This window comes from Micromonospora sp. AKA38 (assembly GCF_027925725.1).
Lineage (GTDB): Bacteria > Actinomycetota > Actinomycetes > Mycobacteriales > Micromonosporaceae > Micromonospora.
Genome location: NZ_BNEI01000002.1, coordinates 639,090 through 659,054, shown reverse-complemented (window position 1 = coordinate 659,054; position 19,965 = coordinate 639,090). Strand labels below are relative to the sequence as shown.

At 73.2% G+C, this 19,965-nt stretch carries 17 protein-coding genes; 9 read left to right on the top strand and 8 right to left on the bottom strand.

The window, feature by feature from the left end; all coding sequences use genetic code 11:
- Positions 1-45: 45 nt before the first annotated feature.
- The gene (locus TPA0908_RS06530; RefSeq protein WP_107156000.1) at positions 46-546 is read left to right on the top strand and encodes a DUF456 domain-containing protein; all 501 of its coding nucleotides are present in this window, start codon (positions 46-48) and stop codon (positions 544-546) included.
- A 56-nt stretch (positions 547-602) separates the two neighbouring features.
- Here the strand turns inward: TPA0908_RS06530 and TPA0908_RS06525 are convergent, their stop codons facing one another.
- Positions 603-1,484 carry a glycosyltransferase family 8 protein gene (locus TPA0908_RS06525; RefSeq protein WP_281935597.1) on the bottom strand — a complete coding sequence of 294 codons (882 nt, stop codon included), beginning with the start codon at positions 1,482-1,484 and terminating at the stop codon, positions 603-605.
- A 348-nt stretch (positions 1,485-1,832) separates the two neighbouring features.
- On the opposite strand from TPA0908_RS06525, the gene TPA0908_RS06520 reads away from it, so the two are divergent.
- Positions 1,833-3,404, top strand: a complete 1,572-nt coding sequence (locus TPA0908_RS06520) for an amino acid permease (protein ID WP_281935595.1) — start codon at positions 1,833-1,835, stop codon at positions 3,402-3,404.
- Between the two features lie 351 nt (positions 3,405-3,755).
- Here TPA0908_RS06520 and TPA0908_RS06515 read toward each other — a convergent pair whose 3' ends face one another.
- Both TPA0908_RS06515 and TPA0908_RS06510 read right to left on the bottom strand, forming a co-directional pair.
- On the bottom strand, positions 3,756-3,950 hold the full coding sequence (locus tag TPA0908_RS06515) for a DUF397 domain-containing protein (RefSeq protein WP_281935593.1): 195 nt from the start codon (positions 3,948-3,950) through the stop codon (positions 3,756-3,758).
- Entirely contained in the window at positions 3,941-4,741 is an 801-nt protein-coding gene (locus TPA0908_RS06510; RefSeq protein WP_281935591.1) for a helix-turn-helix domain-containing protein, read from the bottom strand. Before TPA0908_RS06510 ends, TPA0908_RS06515 begins: the two co-directional genes overlap by 10 nt.
- Before the next feature lie 263 nt (positions 4,742-5,004).
- Between TPA0908_RS06510 and TPA0908_RS06505 the strand changes: the two genes are divergently transcribed.
- On the top strand, positions 5,005-5,229 hold the full coding sequence (locus tag TPA0908_RS06505) for a flavin reductase (protein ID WP_308447815.1): 225 nt from the start codon (positions 5,005-5,007) through the stop codon (positions 5,227-5,229).
- A 31-nt stretch (positions 5,230-5,260) separates the two neighbouring features.
- On the opposite strand, the gene TPA0908_RS06500 is transcribed toward TPA0908_RS06505, so the two are convergent.
- Positions 5,261-6,445, bottom strand: a complete 1,185-nt coding sequence (locus TPA0908_RS06500; RefSeq protein ID WP_281935589.1) for a PQQ-dependent sugar dehydrogenase — start codon at positions 6,443-6,445, stop codon at positions 5,261-5,263.
- An 87-nt stretch (positions 6,446-6,532) separates the two neighbouring features.
- Here TPA0908_RS06500 and TPA0908_RS06495 point away from each other — a divergent pair, with 87 nt between their 5' ends.
- The 4 genes from TPA0908_RS06495 (at position 6,533) to TPA0908_RS06480 (ending at position 14,027) form a co-directional block, all read left to right on the top strand.
- Positions 6,533-7,897, top strand: coding sequence for a glutamine synthetase family protein (locus tag TPA0908_RS06495; protein ID WP_281935588.1), 1,365 nt, complete (start codon positions 6,533-6,535; stop codon positions 7,895-7,897).
- Between the two features lie 157 nt (positions 7,898-8,054).
- The gene (locus TPA0908_RS06490) at positions 8,055-9,410 is read left to right on the top strand and encodes an aldehyde dehydrogenase family protein (protein ID WP_281935586.1); all 1,356 of its coding nucleotides are present in this window, start codon (positions 8,055-8,057) and stop codon (positions 9,408-9,410) included.
- A gap of 5 nt (positions 9,411-9,415) precedes the next feature.
- Positions 9,416-10,183 (top strand): 3-oxoacyl-ACP reductase, encoded by a 768-nt coding sequence (locus tag TPA0908_RS06485; protein ID WP_107156082.1) that lies wholly within the window; start codon positions 9,416-9,418, stop codon positions 10,181-10,183.
- A gap of 184 nt (positions 10,184-10,367) precedes the next feature.
- Positions 10,368-14,027 (top strand): SpoIIE family protein phosphatase, encoded by a 3,660-nt coding sequence (locus TPA0908_RS06480; RefSeq protein ID WP_281935582.1) that lies wholly within the window; start codon positions 10,368-10,370, stop codon positions 14,025-14,027.
- A gap of 13 nt (positions 14,028-14,040) precedes the next feature.
- Here TPA0908_RS06480 and TPA0908_RS06475 read toward each other — a convergent pair whose 3' ends face one another.
- Positions 14,041-14,355 (bottom strand): STAS domain-containing protein, encoded by a 315-nt coding sequence (locus tag TPA0908_RS06475; protein WP_281935580.1) that lies wholly within the window; start codon positions 14,353-14,355, stop codon positions 14,041-14,043.
- A 93-nt stretch (positions 14,356-14,448) separates the two neighbouring features.
- On the opposite strand from TPA0908_RS06475, the gene map reads away from it, so the two are divergent.
- Positions 14,449-15,306, top strand: coding sequence for a type I methionyl aminopeptidase (gene map / locus TPA0908_RS06470; protein ID WP_281935577.1), 858 nt, complete (start codon positions 14,449-14,451; stop codon positions 15,304-15,306).
- Positions 15,303-16,016 (top strand): VIT1/CCC1 transporter family protein, encoded by a 714-nt coding sequence (locus TPA0908_RS06465; protein WP_281935575.1) that lies wholly within the window; start codon positions 15,303-15,305, stop codon positions 16,014-16,016. Before map ends, TPA0908_RS06465 begins: the two co-directional genes overlap by 4 nt.
- Before the next feature lie 15 nt (positions 16,017-16,031).
- On the opposite strand, the gene TPA0908_RS06460 is transcribed toward TPA0908_RS06465, so the two are convergent.
- The 3 genes from TPA0908_RS06460 to TPA0908_RS06450 all read right to left on the bottom strand — a co-directional run bounded on the left by TPA0908_RS06460 (position 16,032) and on the right by TPA0908_RS06450 (position 19,963).
- A complete protein-coding gene (locus TPA0908_RS06460) occupies positions 16,032-16,499 on the bottom strand; it encodes a nitroreductase family deazaflavin-dependent oxidoreductase (RefSeq protein ID WP_281935573.1) in 468 nt (155 codons plus the stop codon).
- Positions 16,500-16,565: 66 nt separating this feature from the next.
- Positions 16,566-19,244: an FtsX-like permease family protein gene (locus TPA0908_RS06455; protein ID WP_281935571.1), complete on the bottom strand. Its 2,679-nt coding sequence runs from the start codon at positions 19,242-19,244 to the stop codon at positions 16,566-16,568.
- Positions 19,241-19,963 (bottom strand): ABC transporter ATP-binding protein, encoded by a 723-nt coding sequence (locus TPA0908_RS06450; RefSeq protein WP_281935569.1) that lies wholly within the window; start codon positions 19,961-19,963, stop codon positions 19,241-19,243. The genes TPA0908_RS06455 and TPA0908_RS06450 overlap by 4 nt, the downstream gene beginning before the upstream one ends.
- Between the last annotated feature and the right edge of the window lie 2 nt (positions 19,964-19,965).

The following is a 19,965-nucleotide window of genomic DNA, read 5'->3' as shown; positions in this document are numbered from 1 at the left end:
TAACATCTCGGTTTACGCACCGCCCGCGCAGAGAAGAGAGAACTCGTGAGTCTGACCGATTCGCAGGCCGTGGTGTCGGTGGTCGCCGCGCTGGCGATCCTGGCCGGGCTGGCCGGCGTGGTGGTGCCCGGCCTGCCGGCGCTGCCGCTGTGCTGGGGCGGCGTGCTGGTGTGGGCGCTGTTCGGCGACGCCGGCCCGGGCCGCTGGGCGGTGCTCGCCGCGGCGACCGTGGTCGCCGCCGGTGGCACCGTGGTCAAGTACCTCTGGCCGGGGCGGAACCTGAAGCGCACCGGTGTGCCCACCCGGTCGCTGCTGGCCGGCGCGCTGCTCGGCGTGGTCGGGTTCTTCGTCATCCCGGTGGTCGGGCTGCCGATCGGCTTCATCGCCGGGATCTGGGGCGCGGAGCTGCTGCGGCTGGGCAGCAACCGGCTGGCCTGGCCGGCCACCGTGCAGGCGCTCAAGGCGGCCGGCCTGTCCATGCTCGTCGAGTTCATGGCGGGCATGGTGATCGCCGCGCTCTGGGTGGCGGGCCTGCTGTTCGCCTGAGGCACGACACCCGCCACCGCGCGGCGGTCCTGGTCAGGGTTGGGGCGAAGCGTTCGTCACCGGCGGGAAGCGGTGAGTGATCCCGCCCGGGGCCGGGCGGTGACCAGATCGGTGCGACGACGGTGCCTGCGGTAGAGCTGTCGGAACACGCCGTCCGGGAAGGCCGGATGCCAGGGCTTCACCGGGCCGGCGAAGTGGATGATGGACGCGTCCGTGATGCTCCCGCCGACGGTCGGGTCGAGCCGCCACGCCATCATGTGGTTCCAGCGCTTGGGGAGCCGGGTCCACCGGCCGTAGACCGCGTGGTTGAGCGCGTCCTGGTCCGGGAAACGCGCCTCGTGGGCGTGGCGGGCGATGTAGTCGAGCGCCGCGGCGGTGATCTCGAGTTCCCGCCACCGTGGCACGTCGATGAGTAGCACCCCGGAGTTCAGGTACGGCGCCTGGGCGTCGAGGTCCCGGTAGCCGTAGATGCCGGGCAGGCCGCCGTTGTCGATGAGGCGGCGGGTGAACGCGTCCCGGACCGCGCCGACCGGCGTGTCGCCCAGGTCGACGTCGCGCAACGGCGCCAGGGAGCCGGTGCAGAGCACGTCGGAGTCGAGGTAGAGCAGCCGGTCGACGCCCGGGGGCAGGGAGTGCGGGATCAGCAGCCGCAGGTACATGGCGGCGGAGAGATAGCTCAGGTGGGGCTCGCGGGATCCGGGCAGGCGGATCGGAGGCGGGTCCACGGTCAGGAAGGTGACGGTGGCGTGCCGGGCCGCCCGGGTCAGCGAGGCCCGGGCCTGCTCGGTGACGTCGTCGTCGGCGGCCAGCCAGAACCGCAGCGGTTCGGTCGGCATCTGGGCGGCGACGGTGGACATCACGACCGCCGCGTGCGGGGCGTAGGTGGCGTCGAAGGCCAGTGCGCAGTCCAGGATTACCTCCTCGGTCGGGGTGGACACCTGTCAATTTACAACGTTGTATAAGTGTCGACAACCAGGGCCCCTGCGCCGGTTCGAGAGACGTGGCCTTCCCGGGCTGATGGTGACCGTCGGGTCGGGAGGGAGCGGCGGCGCGGGCGTCCGGGGGTACGGCGAGACGCCGTACTTCAGTGAGAGAGAGGTGGACGCCGCGCGCCGCCGCGGACCGGGCGTTGCCGAGCGCCCGGTGCCGGCCCGTCGGGTCGGGCCTGGTCACAGCTCCAAGGATGCCCCGGTCCGGGAACCGGGACAACGCATTTAACCGGTACGCGTATTGACCACCTTGATCGGCGGGAGCAGACTGCGAGCACTCGCCCGAGGAGGTGTGCAGTGGCCACGACGCCCGCGCCGACCGCCGAGCAGCCGATGGACGACGACGCCCGACGACTCGCCGAACTCGGCTACAAACAGGAGCTGCGCCGCAAGTGGAGCGGCTTCTCCAACTTCGCCATCTCGTTCTCGATCATCTCGATCCTGGCCGGCTGCTTCACCACGTTCGGTCAGGCGTGGAACAACGGCGGCCCGGTGGCCGTGTCCTGGGGTTGGCCGCTGATCTCGATGTTCATCCTGGTCATCGGGTTCTGCATGGCCGAGCTGGTCTCCGCCTACCCGACCGCGGGCGGGATCTACTGGTGGGCGGCGACCATGGGTCGGCCGGTGCACGGCTGGTTCACCGGCTGGCTCAACCTGATCGGGCTGGTCGCGGTCACCGCCTCGGTCGACTACGGCTGCGCCACGTTCCTCAACCTGACGCTGTCGGCGCTCGTCGACGGCTGGGCCGGCACCGGCCAGCAGACGTTCGGGCTGTTCGTGGTGATCCTCGCGCTGCACGGCCTGATCAACATCTACGGGCACCGCATCATCGACGTACTCCAGAACGTCTCGGTCTGGTGGCACGTGGCCGGCGCGGCCGTGGTGGTGCTGATCCTGGTCCTGGTTCCGGACGAGCACCAGAGCTTCCAGTTCGTGTTCACCGAGCGGTTCAACAACTCCGGCTTCGGCGACGGGGACACCGGCGGGTTGACGTTCTGGTTCTACGTGCTGCCGCTGGGCTTCCTGCTCACGCAGTACACGATCACCGGCTTCGATGCCTGCGCGCACGTCTCCGAGGAGACCCGGGGCGCGTCCAAGGCCGCCGCGCAGGGACTGTGGCGGTCGATCTTCTACTCCGCCGTCGGCGGCTGGATCCTGCTGCTCGCGTTCCTGTTCGCCGCCACCGACGTGGACGCGATCAACTCCGCGGGCGGCTTCTCCGGGGCGATCTTCGAGACGGCGCTGACCCCGTTCTTCTTCAAGGTGGTCATCATCATCTCCACCATCGGGCAGTTCTTCTGCGGGATGAGCTGCGTGACCTCGATGTCGCGGATGGCGTACGCGTTCAGCCGGGACCGGGCGGTGCCGGGCTGGCGGCTCTGGTCGAAGGTCAACCGCAACGGTACGCCGGTCAACGCCATCATCGGCGCCACGCTGGCCGGGCTGGTGCTCACGCTGCCCGCGCTCTACCAGCGCGGCGGCATCCCGGTCGCGTTCTACGCGGTGGTGTCGGTGGCGGTGATCGGGCTCTACCTGTCGTTCATCATCCCGATCTTCCTGCGGCTGCGGATGGGGGACCGGTTCGTCCCGGGCCCGTGGACGCTCGGCCGCCGTTACCGGCTGCTCGGCTGGATCGCGGTGGTGGAGATCGCCGTCATCTCGGTCTACTTCGTGCTGCCGATCGTCCCGGCCGGCGTGCCGGGTCATCCCGACTTCTCCTGGACGGCGGTGAACTACGCGCCGCTGGCGGTGGGCGGGGTGCTGCTCGGCGTCGCGATCTGGTGGTACGCCTCGGCCCGCACCTGGTTCACCGGCCCCCGCCGAACGGTCGAGGAGCTGCCCGCCGACACCCCCACCCCACCCTCCTGACCAACACCCCCCGGCACCCGCCCCCTCGGCCCTCGGCCCTTCGGCGTCGATCATGAGGTTGGCGGCAGTTGTGGATCTCCAAACCACCGTCAACCTCATGATCACCCGCTTGTCGTCCGGAAGGGTGGGCGGGTTGAGCCGACCCGGCCGAGATCTTGGAAGGAGATGGCCCCTGGAGGGGCACCTTCCTTCCAAGATCTCTTCGACTCCCGGCATGCGAGAGGGATCGTCCGCCACGTGGGAGCGGTGCGTCGGTTGGTCGACGCCGGTGGAACGCCATGGCTGTCAAAACGTGCCTGAGACAGCCATGGCGTTCCACCGACGCGGCGGTGGACCCTGTGGGTTCCGCGATCAGGGGGCGGTGGGGAACTGCCGGGTCAGGGTGATGAACGAGCGCCACGATGACGGGGTGACGTGGAGGGTGCCGCCGTCGCGGTCCTTCGTGTCACGTACCAGCACCACGCCCGGCAGGTTGGCCGCCACCTCCACGCAGTCCGTGTTGCCGCTGCGGGTCGCCTTGTGCCAGGTCGCGTCGCTCAGATCCATGACGTCACCACCTCTTTCAGGAGTTCGATCGACTGCCGGCGGGGCAATGCTTCGCTCCGAATCATCTCCCACCGTGACAGAAGAGTAGCCACGTCGGCATCGCCGTCGATCACGCTCGTGGTGAGCTGACACTCCATGCTGGCGACCCAGCCGCCCTCCTCGCCTCGGGCCAGGGTGAACGGACCGGACATGCCGATGTGCAGCCCGACGTGCAGCGGAAGGACGTGGATGCTGATGTGCGGACGCTCCGCACATGCGATCAGGTGCTCGATCTGCTGGGACAGCAGGCCCCGGAAGCTCTCGTCGGGTCGGTGCAACACGCCTTCGTCGAACACGACCACGAGCTGCGGCGGGTTCTCCTGTCGCAGCGCGTCCTGGCGATCCATCCGCGCCGTCACCCGACGATCCACCTCGGTGTCGGTGAGCAGACCGTCGCACCGAATGACTGCGCGGGCGTAGTTCTCGGTCTGGAGCAGGGCCGGGATGAGCGTCGGATGGAAACACCGAAGCTGTCGAGCGCTGCGCTCCGCGTCGAGCCACGGCCTGAGCCACGACGGCAGACCGTCTCGCTCGGCAATCTTGAGCAGGGCGACAAGCAGGCCGCCGGAGTTCAGCACCTCGTCTGCGCGTGCCAGAAAGAGGCGATCGTACGGACGGCCGCCGGTCTCGACGGCCGACACCATCGAGGCGGAGTAGTCCACCAGCCTGCCGAACTCCTCCTGACTGAGACCGGCCGCGTTCCGCAGCCGGCGGATCTGTGCCCGGATCAACTCCGCTGTCGGTTCCTCCACAGTTCCTCCACAGATCTGATCCGAGGTGCACTCGGCATCCGCTGACCGTCCCGCGCCCGCACAGGGGCTTCGTGACCAGGCTCGATGCCTTCCGACCGTAGCGGTGTGCTCAGCAGACTGTCACGTAGGCGGATCCGCTCGCCGCAGACGGGCGCGGGCGGGTTCCAGCCCGGGGCCGCCCGGTTCCGACGATTCGCCGGGCGGCCCCCTCCACACGAACCACCAGGAGGCCGATGGTGACGGGTCGCCGACGGGTGCCGCACGTGCCCACGCGCCCGCTGTGGCGGTGCCGCAACTGCGGCGCGGAGTGGCCCTGTCAGCCGGCGCGGCTGTCGCTGCTCGTCGAGTACCGGGGTGACCGCGTCGGGCTGCTGTTCCACCTGGGCGGCCTGATGGCCGAGGCGCACGAACACCTCGCCCGGCTGAACCCGGACCATGTGCCGGACCTGCACCGCCGCTTCCTGGCCTGGGCGCGGGCGCGTGGCTGACGCCGTGGGCGGCTGTCCGCGTACCGCTGGGTCAGGGTGTGGGTTGGCGGTGGGTGAGCGGGAAGCGGAGGACGCGGTCGTCGTCGGCCGCCGGTGGGACGTTGCGCGGCTCGCGGTTGCTGGTGGTCACCCAGAGCGCGCCGTCCGGGGCGACCGCGACGGTACGCAGGCGGCCGAACGTCCCGACCAGCTCCGCCACCGGTACGCCGACCGTGCCGTCGTGGTCGACCGGCACCGCCCAGAGTCGGGTACCGCGCAGCGCGGCCACGTAGAGCGTGCCCCGGGCGAACGCCGCGCCGCTCGGGGACGCCTGTGCCGGCGGCCAGACCACGACCGGGTCCCGGAAGCGGGGGTCGCCGGCGACGCCCTCCACGATCGGCCAGCCGTAGTTGCCGCCCGGCACGATCCGGTTCACCTCGTCCCAGGTGTTCTGCCCGAACTCGGTGGCGAACAGCCGGCCGTGCCGGTCCCAGGCCAGCCCCTGCACGTTGCGGTGGCCGTAGCTGTAGACCGGCGAGCCGGGGAACGGGTTGTCCGCCGGCACGCCGCCGTCCGGGCGGATCCGCAGGATCTTGCCGTTGCGGCTGGTCAGGTCCTGGGCGCGGGCCGGGACCCCGGCGTCGCCGACGCCGGCGTAGAGCAGCCCGTCGGGGCCGAACGCGATTCGCCCGCCGTCGTGGAACGTGGCCCGGGGGATGCCGCTGAGCAGCACCTGCGGGACCGGCGTGGCGGCCAGCCGGAACCGGACCACGCGGAGGTCGGTGGCGGTGGTGTAGGCGGCGTACACCCAGCCGTCCCGCCGGTAGGTGGGGGAGACGGCGAGCCCGAGCAGGCCCGCCTCGCCGCCGGCGACCACGTCGGCGATCCGGGCCACCTGCTGCGCGGGCCGGCCGGGGCGGACCCGCAGGATGGTGCCCGGGTCCCGCTGGGCGACCAGGGCACTGCCGTCGGGCAGGAAGTCCAGCCCCCAGGGCACCACCAAACCGGTGGCGACCACCTGCGGGTTCGTCAGGTCGTAGCCGGTCGCCGGCCGCCGGGGGCGGCTGACGTGCCGCTCCACGTCGGCCGGGCGCAGGTCGACCAGGTCCGGCTGCGGCGCCGTCTCGACGGCGGGCCGGTCGGGGGCGGCGGTGGGCTGCCGGTCGGCGCGGGCGTCGGTGGCGCCCAACCCGATCGCGAGGACGGCCACGGCGGCCGCGACGATCCGACGACGCATGTGCTCTCCCCGGTTTCGCACCCGGTCCCACCGGGGCATTGACGGTGATCCGGTTTGCCAGTAGACCTTGGTGATGGAGGCCCCCTGATGAGTAGAACGCCGTTCTCGCTGGAGCAGTTGCGGGTCGCCGTCGCCGAGGGCGAGATCGACACGGTGGTGCTCGCCCTCACCGACATGCAGGGTCGCCTCCAGGGCAAGCGGATCCACGCGCCGTTCTTCCTCGACAACGTGCTCGAGAACGGCAGCGAGGGCTGCAACTACCTGCTCGCCGTGGACGTCGACATGAACACCGTCGACGGGTACGCGATGTCGAGCTGGGAACGCGGCTACGGCGACTTCGCCATGAAGCCCGACCTGGACACGTTGCGCCGGACGCCGTGGCAGCCCGGCTCCGCGATGGTGCTGGCCGACCTGGAGTGGCTGGACGGCTCCGGCCCGGTGGTCGCCTCGCCCCGGCAGATCCTGCGCCGGCAGCTCGACCGGCTGGCCGCGCACGGGCTGACCGCGTACGCCGGCACCGAGCTGGAGTTCGTGCTCTACCGCGACTCGTACGAGGAGGCGTGGTCGCGCGGCTACCGCGACCTGACCCCGGCGAACCAGTACAACGTGGACTACTCGCTGCTCGGCACCGCCCGGGTGGAGCCGCTGCTGCGCCGCATCCGCACCGAGATGGCCGCCGCCGGGTTGACGCCGGAGAGCGCGAAGGGCGAGTGCAACCTCGGCCAGCACGAGATCGCCTTCCGGTACGACGAGGCGGTGGCCTGCGCCGACCACCACGTCGTCTACAAGAACGGGGCGAAGGAGATCGCCGCCCAGGAGGGCATGGCGATCACGTTCATGGCGAAGCCGAACGCGCGGGAGGGCAACTCCTGCCACATCCACTTCTCGCTGCGTGACGCGTCCGGCTCGTCGGCGATGCTTGGCGACGGGCCGGCGCACCTGAGCGTGACCGGGCAGCGGGTGCTGGCCGGGCTGCTCGCCACGATGCGCGAGTTCAGTCTGCTCTTCGCACCCAACATCAACTCCTACAAGCGGTACCAGCCGGGCTCGTTCGCGCCGACCGCGCTGCGCTGGGGCACCGACAACCGCACCTGCGCGCTGCGGCTGGTCGGGCACGGGCAGGGGATGCGGGTGGAGAACCGGGTGCCGGGGGCGGACGTCAACCCGTACCTGGCGATCGCCGCGCTGGTGGCCGGCGCGGTCCACGGCATCGAGCACGAGCTGGAGCTGGCCGAGGAGTGCACCGGCAACGCGTACGACGACCCGGCCGCCGAGCGGGTCCCCGGCACGCTGCGGGACGCGCTCGACCTCTGGCAGGGCTCGACAGTCGCCCCGGAGGCGTTCGGCGACGAGGTGGTCGCCCACTACGCCAACCAGGCGAAGGTCGAGCTGTCCGCCTTCGACGCCGCCGTCACGGACTGGGAGCTGACCCGTGGCTTCGAACGCCTCTGACCCCGCCTGTCGCCCCCGCCCCGCCCCCGTCCCTCGCCGATCTTGCACTTGCGGCCCGCTTTTCGCGGCATGAGAGGCTTTTGTCCGGGCAACATCTGCAAGATCGACGAGGCGGGAGGCGAGGGATGGCGAGGGATGGCGAGAGGTAGGGGAGCGCGTGGGTGAGGTGATCTCGCCGGTCAGTGGGACGGCGATCGCGGAGGTGGCGTCCGCGTCCGTGGCGGAGGTGGACGCCGCGGTGGCGCGGGCGGCTGCCGCGTACGAGGGGTGGCGTCGGGTGGCGCCGGGGGACCGGGCGCGGCTGCTGCGGCGGTTCGCCGCCGAGGTGGACGCGCACCTGGAGGAGCTGGCGCAGTTGGAGGTGCGCAACTCCGGCCACACCGTCGGCAACGCGCGCTGGGAGGCCGGCAACGTCCGGGACGTGCTCGACTACTACGCGGGCGCGCCGGAGCGGCTGACCGGCCGGCAGATCCCGGTGCCCGGCGGGCTCGACGTCACGTTCCACGAGCCGCTGGGCGTGGTCGGCGTGATCGTGCCGTGGAACTTCCCGATGCCGATCGCCGGCTGGGGGCTCGCCCCGGCGCTGGCCGCCGGCAACACGGTGGTGCTCAAACCGGCCGAGCTGACGCCGCTGACCGCGCTGCGCCTGGCCGAGCTGGCGCTCGACGCCGGGCTGCCGGAGGGCGTGTTCGCCGTGCTGCCCGGCCAGGGCGGCGTGGTCGGCGAGCGGTTCGTCACCCACCCGGCGGTCCGCAAGATCTGCTTCACCGGCTCCACCGAGGTCGGCACCCGGATCATGGCCGGTGCCGCCGACCAGGTGAAGCGGGTGACGCTGGAGCTGGGCGGCAAGTCCGCGAACATCGTCTTCGCCGACGCGGACCTGGCGAAGGCGGCGGCCACCGCGCCGTCCGCGGTCTTCGACAACGCCGGCCAGGACTGCTGCGCACGCTCCCGGATCCTGGTCCAGCGTCAGGTGTACGACCGCTTCCTGGAGCTGCTCGAACCGGCCGTGCGGGCGTTCCGGGTGGAGGACCCGGCCCGCGAGACGGCCGAGATGGGGCCGCTGATCTCCGCCGCGCACCGGGACCGGGTCGCCGGGTACGTCGACGGCGCGACCGTGGCGTTCACCGGCTCCCGCCCGGACGGCCCCGGCTTCTGGTACGCCCCGACCGTGCTGCTCGCCGACTCCCCGACGGACCGGCACTGGCGCGAGGAGATCTTCGGCCCGGTCGTCTCGGTGCTCCCGTTCGACGACGAGGCGGACGCGGTCCGGCTCGCCAACGACACCGAGTACGGCCTCTCCGGCTCGATCTGGACCCGGGACGTGGGTCGGGCCGTGCGGGTCGCCCGGGGGGTCGAGGCCGGCAACCTCAGCGTCAACTCGCACTCGTCGGTGCGCTACTGGACCCCGTTCGGCGGGATGAAGCGTTCCGGCCTCGGCCGGGAGCTGGGTCCGGACGCGCTGCACGCCTTCACCGACGTCAAGAACGTGTTCATCGGCACCGAGGAGTGATCACAGTGCAGGGACGGCTTTCCGACCGGGTGGCGGTGGTGACCGGCGCGGGCAGTGGCATCGGGCTGGCCACCGTGCGGCGCTTCGCCGCCGAGGGCGCGCGGGTGGTCTGCGTGGACATCGACGCCGACGCCGGCACCCGGGCCGCCGACGAGGTGGGCGGCGAGTTCGTGGCCGCCGACGTGGCCGACGAGACGGCGGTCCGCGACCTGTTCGACGGCGTGGTGGCCCGCCACGGCCGGGTGGACGTGTCGTTCCACAACGCCGGCATCTCGCCGCCGGACGACGACTCAATCCTGGAGACCGGGCTGGACGCCTGGGAGCGGGTGCTGCGGGTCAACACCACGAGCGTCTACCTGTGCTGCAAGCACGTCATCCCGCACATGCGGCGGCAGGGCAAGGGCTCGATCATCAACACCGCCTCGTTCGTGGCCCTGATGGGGGCGGCCACGTCGCAGATCGCGTACACGGCGAGCAAGGGCGGGGTGCTGGCGATGACCCGCGAGTTGGGCGTGCAGTTCGCCCGCGAGGGCATCCGGGTCAACGCGCTCTGCCCCGGCCCGGTCGCCACCCCGCTGCTGCTGGAGCTGTTCGCGAAAGACCCGGAGCGGGCCGCCCGCCGGCTGGTGCACGTGCCGATGGGGCGGTTCGGCGACCCGACCGAGATCGCCGCCGCGGTGGCGTTCCTGGCCAGCGACGACGCCTCGTTCATGACCGCCGCGCAGTTCGTGGTCGACGGCGGCATCACCGGCGCGTACGTCACGCCGCTGTGAGGCTGATCAACCCGGGGGCGAGCCGGGGTCGCCCCGGCCCGCCGGTTACGACAGGATGAGGCGGAGGTAACCAGCGTCCATCGCGCCGAATGCGTTACGTTGCTCCACCGTCGGGGTAGTAGCCAGGGACGGTCGGCGCAGCGGCGCCGGCCGTCGGGGATATGAGGCCGGAGCGGGAGGCTGCATGGGCTCGGCCCAGGGGGGCGGGGACGCCGGTTGGTCGTCCCCGGCGGCCGGCGAGTCGTCGCTCCCGCCGCTGCTGACCGCCGCGTTCGCCGCCGGCGGTGAGATGGGCGAGCGGCTGCGCGGCTTCGACTGGTCCACCACCCCGCTCGGCACCCCGGACGGCTGGCCCGCCGCGCTCTGCCACGCGGTGAGCACCATGCTCGCCTCCCGCGCCCAGATGGTGGTGTTCTGGGGCGCGGAGCACCTGGCCTTCTACAACGACGCCTACCGGCCCACCATCGGCGAGAAGCATCCGGCCGTGATCGGGCAGTCGGCCCGGCTGCACTGGGCGGAGACCTGGGACGTGCTCGGCCCGCTGCTGGACGGCGTGCGCGGCACCGGCGTGCCCTACCGGGGTGAGGACCACCCCTTCGTGATCAACCGGCACGGCTTCCTGGAGGACGTCTACTTCGACGTCTCGTACGACCCGATCCGCGACGCGGACGGCACCGTCAACGGCATCTTCTGCTTCGTCAACGAGACCACCGGCCGGGTGCTCGGCGAGCGCCGGCTGCGGGCCCTGGCCGAGCTGGGCAACGAGTTGGGCGACGTGCCGAACACGCTGGAGCTGGGCCGGGCCGTGGCGCGGGTGCTCGACGCGCACCGCGACGACGTGCCGTTCAGCGCGCTGTGGCTGCACGACGCCGACGGCACCCCGGCGCTGGCCGGCTGCGCCGGCGTGGATCCGGCCACGCTCGCCGGCTGGCCCGGTCGGCCCGCCGGTGAGCCGCTGACCGAGCCGCGCTGGGTCGCCACCGCCGACCTGCCCGGCGCGGTCCCGCCGGACGCCGCCGACCAGGCGCTGCTGCTGCCGTTGGCCGCCACCAACGAGCCGGCCGGCGCGCTGCTGCTGGGCGTGTCCCGCCGGCTGCCGTTCAGCGACGACTACCGCGACTTCGTCGACCTGGTCGCCGCGCAGGTCTCCCGGGCCGTGGGCAAGCTGCGGGCGTACGAGCAGGAGCGCGCCCGCGCCGCCGAGCTGGCCGCGCTCGACCGCGCCAAGACCAACTTCTTCGCCAACGTCAGCCACGAGTTCCGGACCCCGCTGACGCTGGTCCTCGGGCCGCTGGAGGACATGCTCGCCGACCGGGAGCTGCCCGACCGCTACCTCGACCCGCTGACCGTCATGCACCGCAACGGGCTGCGCCTGCTCAAGCTGGTCAACACCGTGCTCGACTTCTCCCGGCTGGAGTCCGGCCGGCTGGCCGCCCGCTACCAACCCACCGACCTGCCCGACTACACGGCCCGGCTGGCCAGCACGTTCCGCTCGGCCACCGAGCGGGCCGGGCTGCGGCTGGTGGTCGACTGCCCGCCCCTGCCGGCACCGGTCTACGTCGACCGGGACATGTGGGAGAAGATCGTCCTCAACCTGGTGTCGAACGCGGTGAAGTTCACCTTCGAGGGCGACATCGTGGTCCGGGTGCGCCCTGGCGACGGGGCCGCCGTGCTGGAGGTGAGCGACACCGGCGTCGGCATCGCGCCACAGGAGCTGCCGCAGGTCTTCGAACGGTTCCACCGGGTGGCCGGCGCGCGCTCGCGTACCCACGAGGGCACCGGCATCGGGCTCGCGCTGGTCCGCGAGCTGGTCGAGATGCACGGCGGCACGGTCACCGCGCACAGCGTCGTGGAACGGGGCACCACGTTCACCGTCACCGTGCCGTTCGGCTACGCGCACCTGCCCGCCGACCGGGTGTCCGCGCTGGCGCCGGTGCCGCTGACCGAGCCGGAGCAGGCCCGGCTGTACGTCGCCGAGACGGCGCTCTGGACCGACGAGGTGGCCCGGCCCGTGGGGCTGCCCGAGCCGTCCGGCACACCCGGCGGCTCCGGCCGCGTCCTGGTCGCCGACGACAACCCCGACCTGCGGGAGCACGTCAGCCGGCTGCTCGCCCCGGCGTACGAGGTGGTGGCCGTGCCCGACGGCGTGGAGGCGTTGCGGCTGGCCGTGGACAGCCCGTTCGACCTGGTGTTGACCGACGTGATGATGCCCCGGCTGGACGGCTTCGGGCTGGTCGCCGCGCTGCGCGCCAATCCGGTCACCCGGGGGGTGCCGATCGTGCTGCTCTCCGCGCGGGCCGGCGCGGCGGAGGAGGTGGCCGGCCTGTCGGCCGGCGCGGACGACTACCTCACCAAGCCCTTCTCCAGCCAGGAACTGGTCGCCCGGGTCCGGGCCAACGTCGAGTTGGGCCAGCTCCGCGGGCAGATCATCCGCCGGCTGCGGGCGCTCGCCGACGCCGCGGTGGCGATCAACACCGCCCGTTCCACGGCCGAGGTGGTGCGGGTGGCCGCGCAACACGCGATCGGCCTGGCCGAGGCGGGCCGGGTGCTGGTGGTCGCCACCGGCGTCCGCCACGAGGAGGACACCGGCGGGGACCTGCCGGCCGAACCGTCCGCGGTGCTGCCGCTCACCGGCACCACCGGTGAGCAGCTCGGCGAGCTGCGGGTGTGGCGTCGGGAGGACGGCGGCGCGGAGCAGGCGGCGTTGACCGAGCTGGCCCGGCTGGTCGGCGTACGGCTGGAGAACGCCCAGCTCTACGAGGCCGAGCATCGGATCGCCACCACGCTCCAGCACAGCCTGCTGCCGCGTACGCTGCCGCAACTGCCCGGCGCGCTGGTGGCCAGCCGCTACCTGCCGGGCAGCGCCGACGTGGAGGTCGGCGGCGACTGGTACGACGTGGTGGGCACCCCCGACGACGAGCTGGTGCTGGTCATCGGCGACGTCGTCGGCAAGGGGGTGCGGGCCGCCGCCGCGATGGGTCAGCTCCGCAACGCGCTGCGCGCGTACGTGCTGGAGGGCTACGACCCAGGCGAGGCGCTGACCCGGCTCAACCGGCTGGTGCACTCCACCGGCAGCGGCTCCTTCGCCACTGTGGTCTGCCTCACCTTCTGCCCGCGCACCGGCCGCCTCCGGTACGCCAGCGCGGGTCATCCCTCGCCCCTGCTGATTCGCGGAGACGATGTGGCGTTCCTGCACGATCGGGCCCTCGGACCGCCGGTCGGGGCGATCCCCGGCACCACCTATCCGACCGCCGAGGGTGAACTCGCCCCCGGCGGTCGGCTGCTGCTCTACACCGACGGTCTGATCGAGGACCGCGAGGAGGGCATCGACGCCGGGCTCCGCCAGCTACGGGTCGACGCCGCCGCCGGCGGCGGGCACGTCGCCGACCTGGTGGACGCCGTCGTGGAGCGCGTGGCCGGGCGACCCCGGCACGACGACGTGGCGGTGCTGGCGCTGGAGGCGGCTGAGCGGCACCGTTTCGCGCTGCGGCTGCCGGCCGACCCGACCCGGCTCAGCGTGCTGCGCAAGCGCCTGGAGGACTTCCTCGTCGCCCACCGGGTCGACGAGACCGACCTGTTCGACCTGACGGTGGCGATCTCGGAGGCCGCCGCGAACGCGATCGAGCACCCGGTCGACCCGGTCGACCCGTCCATCGAGGTCGACGTCACCATCGTCGGTCGCACGGTGACCGCGACCGTCCGGGACAGCGGCCGGTGGCGCGAGCCCAGCGGGTCGGGGTTCCGGGGCCGCGGGCTTGGGCTGATCCAGGCGCTCGGAGAGATGAGCGTCACCCGCACCGGAGACGGCACCGAGCTGACGCTGCGACGCCGGCTGGCCGACTAGACCGGTCGTGCGCTCAGGCGTCGGCCAGCCACTCCTGCTCACCCAGACCGGAGATCTCCAGCACGCGCCGGACCTGCCGCGACGGCAGCACGGTGAGCGCGGCCGGGAACCGCTGGGAGAGCCGGACCACCGCGTGGATGGCGGCCGAGTCGAAGAACGTGACCGCCCGCAGGTCGAGCAGCAGCCGCGTGGCGGGCTCGCGCAGCGCGGTCTGAAACATGGTGTCGGCGGTCGCCATGTCGACCTCGCCGGTGACCAACACATGACGGTGGTCGCCGTCACCCTGCGCCGTCACGGAGAAGACGGGCGGCGCACCCCCTTGATCCACGCAGCAACAATGGCACAGCGTTTGCGGCACGGCAACAACCTCCCCACCGAGCCGTGGCGAGGTCGTCGTCGAGGGCGGCGATAGGCTGAGGGCATGACCGTCCGTGCGCCGCTGACCCCCGGCACGCTCTCCCCGTGGCGAGCGGTCCCCGCCCACATCCCGCGACCGGAGTACGTGGGCAAGAAGCGCCCGCAGGAGTGGCGCGGGTCGCACGTGCAGACACCGGAGACCATCGAGAAGATGCGCGTGGCCGGCCGGCTCGCGGCCCTGGCCACCCAGCTCGCCGGCGAGCACTGCAAGCCGGGGGTGACCACCGACGAGATCGACCGGGTGGTGCACGAGTTCCTCTGCGACCACGGCGCCTACCCGTCGACGCTTGGTTACCGGGGCTTCCCCAAGTCCTGCTGCACCAGCCTCAACGAGGTGATCTGCCACGGCATCCCCGACACGACGGTGCTCCAGGACGGCGACATCATCAACGTCGACGTCACGGCGTACCTGAACGGCGTGCACGGCGACACCGACGCGACGTTCTGCGTGGGCGAGGTGAGCGAGGAGGCCCGGCTGCTGGTCGAGCGGACCCACACGGCCATGATGCGCGGCATCAAGGCGGTCGCGCCGGGCCGGCAGATCAACGTCGTCGGCCGGGTGATCGAGTCGTACGCCAAGCGGTTCGGCTACGGCGTGGTCCGCGACTTCACCGGTCACGGCATCGGCGAGGCCTTCCACAGCGGCCTCTACGTGCCGCACTACGACAGCCCGCGCCCCACCGACCTGATGGAGCCCGGCATGACGTTCACCATCGAGCCGATGATCACCATCGGCACCCACCAGTACGACGTCTGGGACGACGGCTGGACGGCCGTCACGAAGGACCGGAAGTGGACCGCGCAGTTCGAGCACACCATCGTCGTGACCGACGACGGCTACGAGATCCTGACGCTGCCGTGACCGAGACCCCGGCGGCGCTGCGCGAGGCGCACCACGCGGACGTGTCCGGCGGCTGGCTGCGGCCGGCCGTCTTCGGCGCGATGGACGGGCTGGTCACGAACATCGCGTTGATCGCCGGCGTCGGCGGTGGCGGGGTGTCGCCGCGCAGCGTCGTGCTGACCGGCGCGGCCGGCCTGGTGGCCGGCGCCATCTCGATGGGCCTGGGCGAGTACACGAGCGTCCGGTCCGCCAACGAGCAGGTCGCCGCCGAGGTGGCCAAGGAACGGCGTGAGCTGGAACGGCACCCGGAGGCGGAGGCGCGTGAGCTGGCCGACGCCTGGGTGGCCCGCGGCCTGCCCCGTGAGCTGGCCACCCAGGTCGCCGAGGCGGTCCGGCGCAACCCGGAGGAGGCGCTGCGCGTGCACGTCCGGGAGGAGTTGGGCGTCGACCCGGACGACCAGCCCAGCCCGTGGGCGGCGGCGATCTCGTCGTTCGTCTGCTTCTCGATCGGCGCCCTGGTGCCGCTGCTGTCGTACCTGCTCGGGTTCACCAGCCTCTGGCTGGCGCTCGCCGTCGGCGGGGTGGGGCTCTTCGTCGCCGGCGCGATCGTGGCCCGGTTCACCTACCGCTCGTGGTGGACCAGCGGCCTGCGGCAGTTGCTGCTCGGCGCGCTGGCGGCCGGCGCCACCTACCTGATCGGCACCCTGATCGGAGTCGGCGGCCTCGGCTGACGCCCCACCGGAGGGTCAGGCGGTGGGGACGAGACGGAAGACCTTGATCTCGCGGCCACCGGCCCGCTCGACGTAGGTGCGGTAGGCCGGCCACTCCTGGGCCAGCCGGTCGAACAGCCGGTCCCGGTCGGCGCCGGTGACCTGCTCGGCGCGCACCGGGATCCGGCGACCCTTGACGTCGACCTCGGCGGAGGGCTGGGCCAGCAGGTTGAACGTCCACGACGGCTGGTGCTGCTGCCCCCAGTTGGAGCCGATCACCACGTAGGCGTCGCCGTCCGGCACGTAGAGCAGGGGGTTGCTGCGGGGCCGGCCGGAGCGGCGGCCGGTGGACGTCAGCACCAGCGTGGGCACCAACCCGAACGCGACCACCCGCCCCTTCGTCAGCCGGCCGACCAGCCGGTCGGCGGGGACGAGCACGCGCATGGTGGCGGCGAACCACCGCTGGTGACCGAGGTGGCGGGCGAGGGATCCCAGGGCGGACACCCGTCCAGTCTGCCGCTCCCGCCGCGCCCCGTCACCCCCTGAGCCACCCCGACGGCCGGCCGGCAGTCAGTCGAGGCGGCGTTCGACGGGCAGGCGTGAGCGGGTGAGCAGGGCCGCGCCGAGCATCGCCACCAGCGGCACCACCACCAGCACGGCCATCGTGAGGCCGGGCACGGTCACCGGGTACGGCGGCTGCACCGGCCAGGACTGCGCGTACCGCTGGTTCAGCGAGGCCAGCACGACGGCGGCCGAGCCGAGTCCGGCCACGATGCCCAGCGCCGAGCCGAGCACCGCGATCACGCCGGCCTGGCAGAGCGACAGCACCCGGCGTACCCGCGGATCGGCGCCGACCGCCGCGAGCGTGGACAGGTCCCGACGGCCCTCGGCGGCGGCCAGGCCGGTGGCGACCGCGGCGGCGCCCAGCGTGATCACCCCGGAGGCGGCGGCCAGCAGGAGCAGCAGGGGACGCTGGTCGGTCGGCGGGTCGGCGGTCGACACCTGGAGGGCCGTCGGCGCCTCCTCGGACAGCTCGTCGATCAGCCGCTCGCGCTGCCCGTCGGTGGGTGGGGCCGCGGTGTCCACCAGGTAGCCCATCGGCGCGGCCACCAGGCCGAGCGCCCGCGCGGCGGCGGGGGAGAGGACCAGCCGGTCCACCGGAAGGCCGCCGCGCAGCGGGTACCCGGGCAGCAGACTGGCGTCCGTCGGGGCACCGGAGCTGTGGGTCACCTCCACCCGGACCCGTCCGTCCGCCACCTGCCGAGGGTCGGTGACCACCACGCCGCCCGCGGCGAGCGTCCGGCGGGCGGCGGCCACCTCGTCGGCCGGCGCGCCGGTGAGCGCCGCCAACACGTCACCGTCGTCCACGATGGCCGGCAGCGAGATGTCGTTCGGTTCCCGGAACGGCTGTCGGCAGCGGGGATCGTCGCGGGTCGAGGCGGGAGCCACCTCGAACGGCTCGTACCGGCAGCGCTCGTCGGGCGGACGCACCGCCTGGGCGACGCAGTAGTCCTCCGGGGCGGCCGGACGGGCGCACTCGGGAATGGCGAGTCCCGCCACGCCGGCGTCGGGCAGCACGGCCCGGACCCGTCCGGTGACCGCTGCGAGCGTCGGCCGCGGGTCCCCCTCCCGGTCGGCGAACTGGACCAGCGCGTGTCCCGGCGGCAGGCCGGGTTGCCACCCCGCCCGCTGCCGGGCGTCGTCGCTGGCCACGTAGACGCCGAGCGCGACGCTGCCGGCGACCGCCGCCATCACGGCCGAGATGGCCGGCGCGGCCGACGACCGGTTGCGACTGGCGTCGCGTAACGCGAGCCGGGGGGTCAGCGGCAGCAGCCGGCCGGCCCGGGCCAGCAGCCCGACCAGCGTCGGGGTGCAGAAGACCAGCCCCAGCTCACCGAGGGTGACACCGGCCAGCACCCCGGTCGGCGAGGTCTGGGAGGCGGCGAACGCGGCCAGGGCGGTGCCGACGACGGTGAGCAGCGCGCCGAGCAGCAACCAGCGCCGACGTGGCCGGGGCGCATCCCGCCGGCCGGCCAGGCCGGCCACCACGTCCTGCCGGGCCGCGGTCCAGGCCGGCGCGAGCGCCGCCAGCACACCGGCCAGCACCGCGACCGCGGCGATCGCGGCCAGCGCGCTGGGAAAGACGCGGTACGCGCCGAGGCGCTCGTGGATCAGGTACTGCTCGACCAGCGGCCGGCCGGCGAACGCGGTCCCGACGCCGAGCAGCAGCCCGAGGGCGGCCCCGCCGGCGCCGAGCACCACCCCGTCGGCGAGCACGATCCGGCGCAGGTGGGCGGCGTCCCCGCCGGCCACCGCGACCAGCGCGAGATCCCGCCGCCGGCGGCGTACGCCGACCGCGAAGGCCGGCCCGACCAGCAGCACCACCTCCAGCAGACCCAGGCCGCCGACCAGCACCGAGACGCCGGCCTCCTCGGCGTCCGGCAACGGCGTGCCGTTGTCGAACTCCTGCCGACCGGGCAGCGGGGACCGGGTGGACACCTGGATGCCGCGGGCGTTCAGCCGGTCGGCCAGCGCCTCGTCCATCGCCCCGGGCAGGTCCACCAGCCAGCTCTCGTCGGTGGGCGGCCCGTCCGGAGCGACGCCGGAGAGCGTCACCACCTCGCCCAGGTTGTCCGGGAACTCGACCACCCCGACCACCCGGTACGGCGTGCCGTCGGTGGTGCGTACCGGCGCCCCGGGGCGGGTGTCCAGCCGGCGTTGCGCGGCCGGACTGACCGCGATCTCGTCCGGGCGCACCGGCACCCGGCCCGCCCGCAGCGTGGCCAGCGGACGGGCGAGCGGGTCGGTCAGGTCGAGCGCGCGCGCCTGGAACGACACTGTCCGGCGGCCGAGCGGCGTCTCGAACGGCATCCACCGTCGGACCCGGATGACCCGGCTGCCGGCGGGCAGGAGCGCCCGCAACTCGTCGGCGGTGACCGGGCGGGTCCGGGGCACCGGGTCGCCCTCGACCGGCCAGGAGTTGTCGCCCCACCTGTCCTGCGTCACCGGGGTCAGGCTGCTCCAGCGCAGCTCGGCGTCGGCCGCGCCGAGCCGGCGGTCGAGCCGTTCCGAGCGGGTCAGCTCGGACATGTCGTAGCTCGCCGCGGCGAAGCTGAGTCCCAGCACCGGCAGCGCGATCATCACCAGCACCAGCAGGGTGCGGCGGCGGGAGCGGCGGGCCTCCCGGCGGGCGATCCGCAGCGCGGTGCGCCACGACCCCCGGGCCGCGGCGAGCCGGCCGGGGCTCACCGCTCGCTGCCGCTGAGCAGGTGCTCGATGCCGACCAGCGGCGCGGTCGAGTCGACGAGCACCCCGTCGCGGAGGAAGACCACCCGGTCCGCCCAGCCGGCGTGCCGGGCCTCGTGGGTGACCAGCACCCCGGCCGCGCCGTCGTCCACCCGGCGGCGCAGCAGGTGCAGCACCGCCTCGCCGGCCTGCGAGTCCAGCGCGCCGGTCGGCTCGTCGGCGAGGACCAGCCGGCGTTCGCCGACCAGGGCCCGGGCGATCGCCACCCGCTGCTGCTGACCGCCGGACATCTGGTCGGGGAACCGGTCCGCCTGCCCCGCGACGTCGACCTCGCGCAGCGCGGCCAGGGCCAGCCGGCGGGCCGCCCGCACCCCGATGCCGTCCAGCTCCAGGGGCAGCGCCACGTTCTCCACCGCGGTCAGGCTGCCCAGCAGGTTGAGGTCCTGGAAGACGTAACCGATCCGGCGGCGACGCAGGCGGGCCAGCTCGCGGGCCGGCAGGCCGCCGAGCGCCTCGCCCTCGACCAGCACCTCACCGCCGGTGGGCCGGTCCAGCCCACCGGCCAGCGCCAGCAGGGTGGACTTGCCGGACCCGGAGGGGCCCATCACCGCCACCAGCTCGCCGGCCGCCACGGTGAGGCTGACGCCGCGCAGCGCGTGCACGGCGGCCTCGCCCGCGCCGTGCGTCCGGCGCACGTCGCGTAGTTCGAGCACTCCGCTCATCG

Excerpts from the sequence above, each read along its gene's own strand:
- TPA0908_RS06515 (WP_281935593.1), bottom strand. The coding sequence starts at position 3,950 with ATGGATCTGAGCGACGCGACCTGGCACAAGGCGACCCGCAGCGGCAAC.
- TPA0908_RS06500 (WP_281935589.1), bottom strand. The coding sequence starts at position 6,445 with ATGCGTCGTCGGATCGTCGCGGCCGCCGTGGCCGTCCTCGCGATCGGG.
- TPA0908_RS06495 (WP_281935588.1), top strand. The coding sequence starts at position 6,533 with ATGAGTAGAACGCCGTTCTCGCTGGAGCAGTTGCGGGTCGCCGTCGCC.
- TPA0908_RS06480 (WP_281935582.1), top strand. The coding sequence starts at position 10,368 with ATGGGCTCGGCCCAGGGGGGCGGGGACGCCGGTTGGTCGTCCCCGGCG.
- map (WP_281935577.1), top strand. The coding sequence starts at position 14,449 with ATGACCGTCCGTGCGCCGCTGACCCCCGGCACGCTCTCCCCGTGGCGA.
- TPA0908_RS06450 (WP_281935569.1), bottom strand. The coding sequence starts at position 19,963 with ATGAGCGGAGTGCTCGAACTACGCGACGTGCGCCGGACGCACGGCGCG.